Annotated in this window: 12 protein-coding genes and 1 tRNA gene; 11 read left to right on the forward strand and 2 right to left on the reverse strand. The window is 54.6% G+C overall.

Features of this window, described 5'->3' with window-relative positions; all coding sequences use genetic code 11:
- Positions 1-4 precede the first annotated feature (4 nt).
- From NGAR_RS05255 to NGAR_RS05300, 10 genes are all read left to right on the forward strand, one after another.
- The gene (locus tag NGAR_RS05255) at positions 5-520 is read left to right on the forward strand and encodes an NADH-quinone oxidoreductase subunit B (RefSeq protein WP_148681022.1); all 516 of its coding nucleotides are present in this window, start codon (positions 5-7) and stop codon (positions 518-520) included.
- A gap of 1 nt (position 521) precedes the next feature.
- The gene (locus tag NGAR_RS05260; protein ID WP_015018631.1) at positions 522-1,169 is read left to right on the forward strand and encodes an NADH-quinone oxidoreductase subunit C; all 648 of its coding nucleotides are present in this window, start codon (positions 522-524) and stop codon (positions 1,167-1,169) included.
- Positions 1,170-1,254: 85 nt separating this feature from the next.
- Positions 1,255-2,334 carry an NADH-quinone oxidoreductase subunit D gene (locus tag NGAR_RS05265; protein WP_407637200.1) on the forward strand — a complete coding sequence of 360 codons (1,080 nt, stop codon included), beginning with the start codon at positions 1,255-1,257 and terminating at the stop codon, positions 2,332-2,334.
- Positions 2,335-2,338: 4 nt separating this feature from the next.
- Positions 2,339-3,610, forward strand: a complete 1,272-nt coding sequence (locus tag NGAR_RS05270) for a complex I subunit 1/NuoH family protein (RefSeq protein WP_148681023.1) — start codon at positions 2,339-2,341, stop codon at positions 3,608-3,610.
- A complete protein-coding gene (locus NGAR_RS05275; RefSeq protein WP_015018634.1) occupies positions 3,607-4,104 on the forward strand; it encodes an NADH-quinone oxidoreductase subunit I in 498 nt (165 codons plus the stop codon). The genes NGAR_RS05270 and NGAR_RS05275 overlap by 4 nt, the downstream gene beginning before the upstream one ends.
- A complete protein-coding gene (locus NGAR_RS05280; protein WP_015018635.1) occupies positions 4,097-4,621 on the forward strand; it encodes an NADH-quinone oxidoreductase subunit J family protein in 525 nt (174 codons plus the stop codon). Before NGAR_RS05275 ends, NGAR_RS05280 begins: the two co-directional genes overlap by 8 nt.
- The gene (gene nuoK, locus NGAR_RS05285) at positions 4,605-4,907 is read left to right on the forward strand and encodes an NADH-quinone oxidoreductase subunit NuoK (protein WP_148681024.1); all 303 of its coding nucleotides are present in this window, start codon (positions 4,605-4,607) and stop codon (positions 4,905-4,907) included. The genes NGAR_RS05280 and nuoK overlap by 17 nt, the downstream gene beginning before the upstream one ends.
- Positions 4,908-4,916: 9 nt before the next feature.
- Positions 4,917-6,674, forward strand: a complete 1,758-nt coding sequence (locus NGAR_RS05290; RefSeq protein WP_015018637.1) for a complex I subunit 4 family protein — start codon at positions 4,917-4,919, stop codon at positions 6,672-6,674.
- 10 nt (positions 6,675-6,684) lie between these two features.
- Positions 6,685-8,763 carry an NADH-quinone oxidoreductase subunit 5 family protein gene (locus NGAR_RS05295; RefSeq protein WP_015018638.1) on the forward strand — a complete coding sequence of 693 codons (2,079 nt, stop codon included), beginning with the start codon at positions 6,685-6,687 and terminating at the stop codon, positions 8,761-8,763.
- A 14-nt stretch (positions 8,764-8,777) separates the two neighbouring features.
- Positions 8,778-10,295: an NADH-quinone oxidoreductase subunit N gene (locus NGAR_RS05300; RefSeq protein ID WP_015018639.1), complete on the forward strand. Its 1,518-nt coding sequence runs from the start codon at positions 8,778-8,780 to the stop codon at positions 10,293-10,295.
- A 159-nt stretch (positions 10,296-10,454) separates the two neighbouring features.
- Here the strand turns inward: NGAR_RS05300 and NGAR_RS05305 are convergent, their stop codons facing one another.
- Both NGAR_RS05305 and NGAR_RS05310 read right to left on the reverse strand, forming a co-directional pair.
- A complete protein-coding gene (locus NGAR_RS05305; RefSeq protein ID WP_015018640.1) occupies positions 10,455-11,285 on the reverse strand; it encodes a polyprenyl synthetase family protein in 831 nt (276 codons plus the stop codon).
- 104 nt (positions 11,286-11,389) lie between these two features.
- Positions 11,390-11,488: transfer RNA gene (locus tag NGAR_RS05310), tRNA-Glu, on the reverse strand.
- A 90-nt stretch (positions 11,489-11,578) separates the two neighbouring features.
- On the opposite strand from NGAR_RS05310, the gene NGAR_RS05315 reads away from it, so the two are divergent.
- A complete protein-coding gene (locus tag NGAR_RS05315) occupies positions 11,579-12,232 on the forward strand; it encodes a TenA family transcriptional regulator (RefSeq protein WP_148681025.1) in 654 nt (217 codons plus the stop codon).
- Positions 12,233-12,240 lie beyond the last annotated feature (8 nt).

The following is a 12,240-nucleotide window of genomic DNA, read 5'->3' on the forward strand; positions in this document are numbered from 1 at the left end:
GGCATTGAAAAAAGAGCTCGTCAGCCCCACCAACTTTAACATAATGGTGAGCAAGCTCAGCGACATTCTGGTGAGAGCACTGGATGCGCCGCTAGGCTACGCCATAAACTGGGGCAGGGTCTGGTCACTCTGGCCCGTGCACCTTGAAACTGCATGCTGCAGCGTCGAGTTTGGAGCGGCTTCGGGACCGAGGTACGATGTCGAAAGGTTCGGAATCATCGAAGCGTTCGGCTCGCTGAGGCAGTGCGACCTTATTGTAGTGCAGGGGACGGTGACAAGAAAGATGGCCCCGAGGCTGAGGATGGTCTACGACCAGATGCCGGAGCCAAAGTACGTGATTGCAATGGGTGCCTGCGCCATAACAGGCGGGCTCTACATCGACTCATACAACGTTCTTCCAGGCGTCGACGGCATTGTGCCTGTAGACGTTTACGTGCCTGGCTGCCCTCCAAGACCTGAGACGCTTATACAAGGAACAATGCTGCTGCAGGAAAAGATCAAAAGGTCAAAGATAAAGTAGCATGAGCGCCAACAAGGATGAGCCAAACAAGCCGGCCGCCGCAAGCTCACCGCCACCAAAACCTCCTGCCGCAAAACCACCTGCGACAGCAACAGCTGCTGCTGCCAAGCAGCCAGCACCGGCCGCGGCAAAGCCCACAGCAGCCGGAGCGACGCCTCCAAAGAAAGAGCCTGAAGCGCCTCCGTTTGAAAAGGGGCTCGTGGAGGAGATAAAGAAGAAGTTTGGCGAATCGATCATCAAGGTAGTTTTCATAAAGCCGTTCAGGATCAAGATACAGGTCGAGCCGAGCAACATTGTCGAAGTTGCAACGTTCCTCCGTGACAACATGGGATTTGACCACGCCGAGTCTGTAGCCGGGACCGATTATCCAAAGGACAACCAGATCGAAGTCATCTATCATTTAGGTTCGTACACCCGCGAAGATCTTGGCGCGCACATACTTTCGCTCACCACTAGAACTAGCAGGGATGATGCCCGGCTCCCAACATTAATTAACGTGTACAAAAGTGTGGAATATCACGAGAGGGAGACATTTGAGATGCTGGGCGTCTACTTTGAGGGCCACCCAAGGAACGACCGGTTCCTGCTGCCCGAAGACTGGGCAGACATCCCGCCGCTCCGCAAAGACTTTAGGATAAAGGGGAGATAATAACATGACAAGCCTAGAAGACAAGTTTGAAGAATCGAAAAGACTGGGGCTCCAGATAGTAAAAGAGTCAGAAGAGGACAGGCTGATGACCCTGAGCATTGGCCCCCAGCATCCCGGCTCCGGCCACTTTCGATTTACAGTCAAGGTCGACGGCGACTACATCATCTACTGCGATCCCGACCCCGGCTACGTCCACCGCGGGGAGGAAAAGATGTGCGAATATCGAAACGTGATCCAGAATATTCCTCATCTGGAAAGGCCTGTAATCCATGACTCTACAAACATCACCTACGCTTACAGCCTTGCAGTTGAAGAGCTGGTGGGGATAGAGGTCCCACGGCGAGGCCAGTACATAAGGGCGATTGCGTCAGAGCTCAACCGCCAGGTCTACACGCTCTACTGGCTTGCCATCTATGGCATTTTCCTAGGCCACTCGACTATGTTCATGTGGCCGACAGGTGACAGAGAGCTCTTTATCGACCTCCTTGAAGCACTCACGGGCGCAAGGGTGACGCACGCCTTCAACATCCCTGGCGGCGTCAGAAACGACATGCCCGACGGCTTTAAGGACAGGTGCCTGAGGCAGGTAAGGTACTTCCAAAAGCGCCTCAAGGAATACGAGGACATTTTCTACAACATGCCGCTCTTTAGGCAGAGGACTGAAGGTGTGGCCGTGCTGTCAAAGGAAGACGCGGCAAAGCTCGGTGTCACTGGCTCTGTCCTGCGAGCATCAGGCGTCCCGTATGACATACGCAAGGCCGAGCCATATGACATTTACAACGAGATCGACTTTAAGGTCCAGTACATGAAGACTGGCGATTGCTTTGCAAGGTCGTACGTCCCGTTCCTAGACATGCAGGAATCGTGCCATATAATCGAGCAGTTGTTGGACAAGATGCCGCAGTCCGGCGAGGTCCGCGCCAAGCTCCAGCCAAACCCGAAAGGGCCGCCAGGCGAGGCTTACAGGCGGGTCGAATCGGGTAGGGGAGCGCTCGGCTACTATGTTGTAAGCGATGGCACGCCCAAGCCATACCGGGTCAAGATATCTGTGGGCTCGTTCCGCAACATGCTTGCGCTACCGTACCTGTTGGTCGGGCAAAGGCTTGCAGACATGCCTGCTGTGTATTGGTCTCTCAACTACTGGCCGGTGGAGGCTGACAGGTAGAGATATGGCGACCTACCCACAGAACTTCCGCTTTGGAGAATTTGTCGGCAGCCTGATCTGGCTCATATTCTGGATACTCATCATAGTCGCACTTGTAGGGCTCCCGCTCTTGTTCATAGTCCTGTTCTATGTGCCGCTCCCTCCACTAGGAGACGAGGTCCTGACGCCGTACCTGTTCCTGACGATGATAGTGGACCCGTCGCGCACGATACCGATAATCGAGCACCTGATGACGACCGACCTGTTCAGGGTGGCCCTGTTTCCCGGGTTCACCTATGCAGCCTTGATAGCGGCCGTGACGATATTCGTAGAGCGCAAGTTCTTGGCAAAGATGCAACTGCGCGTCGGCCCGCTTTACGCCGGCAAGATAGAGGGCATATTCCAGTTAATTGCAGACGGCCTGAAGCTGATAGCCAAGGAGATAATCGTACCTTCCGGCGCAGACAAACCCATGTTCTGGATAGCGCCAATAGCGTTCGTCTCGACTGCCGCTGCGGTGGTCGCACTCATACCTGCAGCTCCAGGATATGTTGTTGCAGACATTGATGTCGGCCTGCTGGCAGTCTTTGCAATACTCGGGTTCTTCCCGCTCATCGCGCTTCTCTTCTCCTGGGCAAGCAACAGCAAGTACCCCTTCATTGGTGGCCTGCGTGCGCTGCACCAGATGATCGCCTTTGAAATCCCATTCATCCTGTCCGCATTATCGGTTGTCATACTGTCTGGCACGCTCAACCTGACTGGCATCGTCGAGTCCCAGATCCAGTCGTACTGGTTCATCTTTTTCCTGCCGATAAGCGCCTTTGTGTTCTACATTTCCTCGCTTGCAGAGCTTGAAAGGATCCCGTTCGATCTGCCAGAGGCAGAGTCTGAAATCGTCGCCGGCTGGCTCACAGAGACATCAGGCATGATATATGGCCTAATCCAGCTTGGGTCGTACGTTAAGACGTATGCGCTGGCCGCACTATTCGTGGTGCTGTTCCTTGGTGGCTGGGCCGGCCCGATGGTCTTCCCACCTGAGGTCGAGACTCCGATCATAAACATTGCACCGCTTTATGACCAGCAGGCAGCCAACGCTACTCTATGGTTCACGCTCAAGACGTTTGGCATGATACTGCTTATGCTCTTGCCCAGAGGCATCAGCCCAAGAATCAGGATAGACATCCTGCTCCATACTGGCTGGTACAAGCTGATCGTGCTTGCGTTCATCAACATGTTCGTAGCCCTTGCACTAATATATGGCGGCATACTTGGTCCGGGAGGTCTGCTAGTTAGATGACATCGGCGGGCGGCTTCATCAAAGCTATCGAGTCGGGCTCAAAGCACTTGGTCATCAAGCGCTTCACGTTCCGCTACCCAGAACAAAAATTAAAGTTCGTAGGCGACGGCTACCAGTTCGATCCAAAGAGGGGTGTCGGCATCGCCGGCTACCGTGGCCGCCATATATTGATGCACGATAAGTGCACAGGCTGCCAGCTGTGCGCAATAGCCTGCGAAGGCATCGCAGAGGCGATAGGCATGGTCAAAGTAGACGAGTCGTGGAAGCAGAACAAGAAGGGCATCATGCCACAGATTGACTATGGCAAGTGCGTCTTTTGCGGCTTGTGCGTTGACGCGTGCCCGTTCTATGCGCTCTTTATGACAAATGACTACGAGCTGTCTGCGTTTACAAAGGAGCACTTGATCTACACACCAGCCCAGCTTGCGATAAAGCCAAAGTACCAGGGCGATGTTGAGATAGTGATAGACGACAGGGGGGCCACACATGGCTGATCCTGTCTTTATCGCAGTAGCAGTTCTCACCGTTGGCACGGCCATAATCGCGCTTGAAGCGCGCGAGCTTATCTATGGCGCGGTGGCCCTTGCGATCTCGATGCTTGGCATCGCCGGCTTTTTCCTACTACTGGACGCGCCGTTCGTGGCGATGTTCCAGATCGCAGTCTACGTCGGAGCGGTGGCTGTGCTCATCATATTCACAGTCATGTTGGTGAGGACTCAGGCCCTTTTCACCACAAAGGAAGACAAAAAGAGGAAGGGCGCCGGCATTGCGCTGATGCTTATCATCATGGCAAGCCTCGGGGCGCTATTGCTTATATCCGGGCTCAACGGCCAGTTTGGGAACTTTGGCGGCCCGCAGAATGTAGACTTTACCCAGATAGGCGAGCTGATGCTGACATACTATGCGCCAGCACTCATCATATTGGGGTTGACCCTTGCAGGGTCTGTGATTGCGGCGCTTGCACTTGCGCGCAGAGAGGACGTGGAGCAACAACATGAGCGAGCTGATTGATTTCCTCATAGTGGCGCTGGCGCTTGTTGCCATTGGCATCTACGGGCTCGTTGTCAAGCGCAACGCGATTAGGATGCTCTTTTCGATAGAAATCATTGCCAATGCTGCAAACCTGGTGCTCGTCGCATTTGCCAGGGGACTGCCAAACGCGCAGGGGCAGACGTTTGCGCTCTTTTCAATAGCCATCGCGGCGGCAGAGGTGGCTGTGGGGCTTGGGCTTATCATCGTGGCGTACAGGTTGTACAAGGAGATAGATGTCGCAGAATTTAGGAGCATGCGGGGTTAGAAAATCAAAATGGCAGAGTCATATTTCCTGTTGGCAGCGACCTTCATACCCCTCCTTCTTGCGCCGGTGGCTTATGGCATTGGCAGGAAGGCAGGTGTAAACGCCGCGACCTGGTTCTCTTTTGGCATACTTGCAGTATCGACGGCCCTTTTGCTCATCCCGGCGATCGGGATCTACAACGGCCAGCAGCAAACATACGTCGAGAGCTACGTGTGGGGACAGTTTGGCAACTTTGGCCTTCGCCTTGACGGGCTGAGCCTGCCCTTTGCACTTATTATCTATATACTGTGCACCGTACTTGCGCTCTACTCAAAGCCTTACATGGTCCACAAGGTGTCAGAAGACCTGCCAGAGCACAAGGCCGGGCACAACGGCGACAGCAACGGTCCTGTTGCATCAGCTGGGAACGACCACAGCTCGCACGGCAGCAGCCCCAACATCTCCAGCTCTCAACAGCTAACCGTGCTTGAAACCGACCAGCGTGTCAAGAACCAGATTGCGCTCTACTTTTCGCTCTACCTTGCGTTCTCGATGGGCATGCTGGGCACGGTTCTGGCGACAAACCTGATCGAGTTTTACGTGTTCTTTGAACTCATGCTCGTCCCGTCGTTCTTCTTGGTTGCGTTCTATGGCTATGGTGCAAGGCGCAGAATAGCTCTCATGTTCTTCTTCTGGACTCATGTCGGCGCAGTCGTGCTTCTGCTCGGTCTTTTGGCCATGGGATTCTTTGCAGGCGGCTTTGACTTTGACACCATAAGGGCTAACGCGGGCAACATCCCGGCGCAGTGGCTGCCGCTTATTGTGTTTGCGCTTGTTATCGGCCTCGGAGTAAAGTTGGCTGCGTTTCTGGTCCACATCTGGCTCCCATATGCCCACGCAGAGGCCCCGACACCCATTTCGGCGCTCCTGTCTCCCGCCATGATCGGCATCGGCGCGTACGGCCTTTTGCGACTGTGGATGGAGCTTCTAGGCGGCACGGGCGCCTATGAGCAGTACAGCCTCTACATCAACATGTGGGGCCTTGCCACCATGATATACGGCGGCGCAATGGCGCTGATGCAGGACGATATTAAGAAGGTTCTCGCTTACTCTAGCATCAGCCAGATGGGCTACATCCTGTTTGGGCTGGGAGCTGAAAGCGTGCTTGGCATAACCGGCGGCACGCTGATGTACGTGACGCACGGCCTTGGCAAGGCTATCCTCTTCATGATGGCCGGCTCAATTATCCTGCAGACCGGCACAAGGAGCATGACCAAGCTGGGTGGGCTGGCAGGCAAGATGCCCTACACTGCGGTGCTTGCAATGATCGGCGCGCTTACAATAATCGGGATACCGCCCACGAGCGGCTTTATGGGCGAATGGATACTGTTCAACGGCATGCTCCAGACGGCGGCTACTGACATGGACCCGCTCAGGACTACGATGTTTGGGCTGGGCATACTTGCGACCGTGCTGTCGTCTGCCTACATCCTGTGGATGTTCAAGCGCATATTCTTTGGCAAGATCCCTGAAGAGCTTGCACACGTCAAGGACTCAAACCGCTACATCACTGTGACCATGGCGGTGTTTGCAGCAATGACGCTTATCATCGGCGTATATCCTGACCTGTTCCTGGCTCCAATTGATGACTATATCAACGGCATGTTTGAAGGCAATTCGGAAGTGCTGCCTGTTCCAGTGCATATAGAGGAGAGTGAGAACAGTGGCGAGAGCGTTGTCGTTGCTCCTCCAGAAGCCGCCACTGCTGGAGGGGAAGGAGGACATTAGGGTGATCTAGATGGCTGTTGTAGGCTTTGAAGGAATCGCAATAAACGCATGGCTTGTGTGGATACTCCCGTTCGTGGGAGCCGCTATAATCGCGGCGGTAGCCCGTGCAGGACACAGGATCAGAGACTATACTGCAGTTGCATTTGCGCTTGCAAGCGCGATTTCAGCGGCAACCTTGATCCCGCTTGCACTAGAGGGTTCTGAAGTGCACAGCCAGATCCCGTGGATCTCTTCGCTTGGCCTCAAGGCTGGCATCCTTGCAGACCCGCTTGCGATCGTCATGACCAACCTCGTGGCGTGGATCTCGTTCCTAATTATGGTATACTCGACCGGCTACATGCACGGCGACAAGGATCTCACGCGCTACTGGTTCTTCATGCTCTTCTTCATAGGCTCGATGCAACTGATCGTCCTGTCTGACAACCTGCTCATGGTGTTCTTTGGATGGGAGGGAGTGGGCCTTGCCTCCTATGCGCTCATTGGGTTCTGGTACCACGACAGGAAGAAGGACTTTGTCGGCAGAGAAGGACACGTCGCCGGAGGCATCCCAATGTGGGCCTCGCCTACCCATGCAGGCATGAAGGCGTTCCTCATGACCCGCGCAGGGGACACCATGATGCTCGCCGGCATGTTCCTCATATTCATGCATGCAGGCACCTTTGGGTTCAAAGAGCTGGTGGAAGACCCGTCATGGGCCTTTGCAATGTCACAGCAGAACCTGCTCGTGCCGGCAGCTGTCCTGCTCTTTGGTGGCGCGATAGGCAAGTCTGCACAGTTCCCGCTTAACGAATGGTTGCTTGAGGCCATGACCGGCCCCACAGCGGTCTCGGCGCTCATACACGCCGCAACGATGGTCAAGGCCGGTGTGTTTCTAGTGGCGCGCATTGGGCCGCTGTTCTTTGCGCTTGCAACCATAGGCGCATTCAGCGTCGAGCGGTTCTTTGAAGTGGTGGCGTGGGTGGGAGCCATAACCGCGTTCCTGCTCGCAACGCAGGCGCTTGTCAACCCGGAGATAAAGAAGGTGCTTGCGTATTCCACAGGCTCGCAGATAGGATACATGATGATGGGTCTTGGCATTGCAGGTCTTTCGCTCAACTTTGTGGACGGCTACACTGCCGGGTTCTTTCACCTGATGAGCCATGCAATGTTCAAGGCGTCGCTCTTCATGGGAGCCGGCGCCATACTGCACACAGTAGGTTCCCGTTTCATGACCGATATGGGCGGGCTGAAGAAGCACATGAGGAAAACCTACATCTTTATGCTTCTTGCAAGCCTCTCGCTTGCAGGTGCTCCTCTGTTCACCTCTGGCTTTTGGAGCAAGGACGCGATCTTTGCTGCCGTCCTCGATTCCGGCTATGCGTATTCGTGGCCACTCTTTACAATAGCAGTGGTGGTCGCGATCATGACTGCGTTCTACACCTTCAGGATGATAGGGATGGCATTCTTTGGCAGGGGAAGCAAGCATGTGGAGGAGATGGAGCACCATGGGCACCTGCACGAAGTAGGGCGCAGCATGTGGGTGCCGTTTGCCATTCTTGCAGTCGCGTCGATAGCGATAGGCGTCGTCGGCTTTGCGTTTGAAGCGCAGATCCACCACCTGTTCGCCGTGTACCTCGAAGAGTCGTTTGGTATCCACGGCGAAGAGGAGCACACCGAAGAGGTAACCATCCCTATCGCGCCAGAAGGCGACAGGACCTTCCTTGGGCTTCATCCACTTGCAGCAGCCGCGTCGGTGGGCGCATTTGCGATAGGTGGCGCGCTGGGCTATGTGTTCTACATCGGCAGGAAGGCAGACCCACAGGTCATATCAAGGAGCATCGTCACAAGGGCCATCTGGAAGTTCCTCTATAACAGGTGGTACCTCAACACCGCGCTTTACTGGGGCGGCGTGGTAGGACCCTTGGCGATATACCGCATTGTCTGGAGATATTTTGAAAGCACCATAATCGATGGCATGAACCCTGCCCTTCAGCACTCGATGGCATATATGTCCCGAGTAGTAAAGGGCGGCCAGACCGGAATCACGCAGACATATCTGTTTGTCTTTGCAGTGGGCATCCTGATAATCGTGATGCTCCTCTTGTTGTAGGAGATGCATGAAAAATGGTTGACCTCTTCTCGACACCAATACTCGTGACGGTAATATTGGGCGTGGTAGGCCTTGCCATCCCTGCCATCGACGCCGCAAGGCGCGAAAAGGGCAAGGACAGGAACAAGGTCTACAGCGCAATCGCGTTTGGCGCGCTCGCTCTTGCAATAGGCATCGTCATCTTCCGCATATTCTCCGGCGAGGTCCTGCCGGCGGTGGCGTTCTCTCAAGAGGTGCTGGTCGACGACATGTTCGGCTCGTTCTTTGCAATCGCGCTCTTGCTCGTGTCCATAATGGTCACCGCGTCATCATGGAACTATTACAAGGGTAAGTCAAACCCTGCTGCCTACTACTCGCTTATCCTGCTGTCAAGCATCGGCATGGTGATAATCGCCTATTCGACAGACCTTGTCATGCTGCTTGTCGCGTGGGAGCTGATGTCGCTTCCAACATATGCGCTGGCAGGCTTTACGAAGCGCGACCCGATCTCCAACGAAGCCGCGATAAAGTACTTTATGTTCGGCGCGCTGTCATCGGCACTCATTGTCCTTGCGATCGGCCTAGTCTATGGCATCACGGGCACGACCAACATCGGCGACTCGATAAGGGCGATGGCCAACCTCGATGCAGACCTCGTGCCTGTCGGCCTGCTTGCAGTCGCGCTGTTCATCGCCGGCTTTGGCTTCAAGATGGGCCTCGTGCCGTTCCACATGTGGCTGCCAGACGCCTATGAAGGCTCTCCAACTACCATCGGAGCTCTGCTGGCTGCAGGCACCAAGAAGGCCGGCTTTGCCGCCGCGCTCCGCGTCATTGTGCTTGGCATGTTTGCACTCAACCTTGACTGGACTCTCACCTTGGCTGTAGTTGCAGTGTTTACCATGACTCTTGGCAACCTTGGCGCTCTGATTCAAAAGAGCGTGCCAAGGATACTTGCCTATTCCAGCATTGCGCAGGCAGGCTACATCATGATAGGCATCGCGCTTGCCCCATATTCGGATCAGGCGCTCTCCGGCTCGCTATTTCACATAATCAACCACGCGGTCATGAAGTCTGCAGGATTCATCGCAGCAGCAGCGGTAGCTACCGCGCTTGCCAGCTATAGCCTTGAAAAGTACCGCGGCCTTGGTAGGCGTATGCCGATAACTGCGATCGCGCTTTCAATATCGCTGCTTGCCTTGGCAGGTGTGCCTCCGCTCAACGGATTCTGGAGCAAGCTGGTGCTCTTTGGGGCAGGGATTAACTCTGGGCCGCTTGTGGAATGGGGGCCGTGGCTTGCAATAGCCGGCGTTCTCAACAGCGCGCTGTCGCTTGGCTACTATGCGTGGATAATGAGAAAGATGTACATGGAAGAAGGGCCTGACATGAGCAAGGTAAAGGAACCAAGGGCCATGGTCGCCGTTCTGGTGTTTGCAATGGTCTTCATGGTGGGCTTTGGCATCTGGCACGCCCCGCTGCTCGACTTTGCGTCAAGAGCTATACCTGACCTGACGTCAAGCATCACGCAGGCATCGTTCATGTCCGGTAGCAACTAGGCGCGCGTTTCCCTTTCAGAGCCTGTGGAGGGAAAAATGCTACATGCTGCCGCATTTTACACACAAAAAATGCTGCAATCTAGTTCCAGTGGAAAAATGGTGCAGTTTGCAAGCGCGCTTTTCCAGTCCAAGAATAATAATAACTATAGTTCTTTTATGCTAGAACTGCACCGACGCCAAGTCCGTCAGGTGCTCCAGGTGGCGCTTGGCCTCGTTTTCTGCAGGAATCTTGCGGAGCTCGTTCTTTGCCTTTGCTGCATACGACTGGTAGAGCTTGTCCATCTGGTCGACCAGCTCCTTAGACTTGCCGTTCTTTCTTACAAGCATGTTGAACAGGCGGTTTTCGTTGTTCCAGTCTATGAGGTCGTCGTGAATCTGGTAGGCGATGCCAAGCAGGTTGCCAAACGACGACATGGCATGGATCTGGTCTTCGCTTCCGCCGGCAATCATCGCTCCCACCTTTGCAGAGGCCTCAAAGAGCGAAGCGGTCTTGTATTCAAGCACCTTGATGTAGTCGTCCTCGTTGATGTCCGGAGACTTGTTGAGCCTTATCTCCATCATTTCGCCCTCGCTCATCCTAGTGGCCGCGTTGGACAGCTCGTTGACGATTCGGGCGTCCTTCAGCTTTGACCCAATGTTGAGTATGATGCCAAGCACAAAGTCGGCGGTGAGGATGCTGCTGTTGTAGCCGTACTTGACGTGGAACGAGGGCTTGCCGCGTCGCTGGTTCTCCTCGTCGATTATGTCATCGTGGATAATCGACTCGGTGTGCAGGAGCTCGATCGCAGAGGCTGCAAGGTACGCGTCGGCGCCGGGCTTTTTGGAATTGATGCACTCGGCAGAAAGCACGAGTATCAGCGGCCTGATGCGCTTGCCGCCGTCGCAGGCGTAGCGCAGGGGAGCATGGAACTCGGACCAAGAATACAGGTCAAGCTCGCGCTTTAATGCATCTTCAATTCTTGCGATGTGGTCGGCAAACTGTTCGATCAAAGGATTGGCCTCAATTTTTCTCCTGCTACTCAAAACCAGCTCTTTTCCTGAGGGGTATTCGGAAAGGTGTCAATATTAATTTACTGTTGCCTGAATGGTAAAAGTGCTCCGGCCGGGATTTGAACCCGGGATCTGCGACTCGAAAGGCCACAATGCTTGACCGGACTGTGCAGCCACAAAAGTGGCTACTACACCACCGGAGCACTCGCAAACTCTGTAAGAACCTACCCATAAAATCCTTTCTTGGTTGCTTTTTCACAAGGTTTTTCTATCGGGTGGAATTGAGATCACCTATGAACATTGTCCAGAAGATCGATTCAGAAATTGAAAGGCGCAGCCTGTTAAAACATTCCTTCTACCAGATGTGGTCAGAGGGCAAATTGACGATCGATCATCTTCGGGGATATTCACTGGAATATTTCCAGCTGGTCAAGGCGGTCCCCAAGTTTGTGGAAAGCATTGCAGCAAAGGCCATGGACAATAAAGATATCGCCAGCAACGCGAGGGAAGAGGCCGAGCACATCGAGCCGTGGGTGAGGTTCGCTGGCGCTCTGGGCGTCCCAAGGAGCGACCTTGTCGATTATGCTGGCGCAGCCAAGACTGACGCGGCGGTTGCCAAGATGATGACGCTTGCAAACGCTTCATTTGAAGAGGCGGTGGCGGCAATGTACGCCTACGAGATGGAGCTTCCAAAGATAAGCAGGAGCAAGATCGACGGGTTGAAGAAGTTCTACGGGATGAGCAGCGGGGACGCGACGAAATACTTCGAGATACACGAAGAGGCAGATGTCCGACACGCACGGGTATGGAGGGAAATACTGGACAAAATCCCGGCAGAAAAGCAGGAGGCAGCGTTTGCCGCCGCAGTCGAGTCTCTGAAAGCACAGAACATGCTGCTGGACTCGGTGCAGGAAAGGTACGTCGGCAGCAGCAGGATGAACTGCTAATTCTCCAA

This window comes from Candidatus Nitrososphaera gargensis Ga9.2 (assembly GCF_000303155.1).
GTDB lineage: Archaea > Thermoproteota > Nitrososphaeria > Nitrososphaerales > Nitrososphaeraceae > Nitrososphaera > Nitrososphaera gargensis.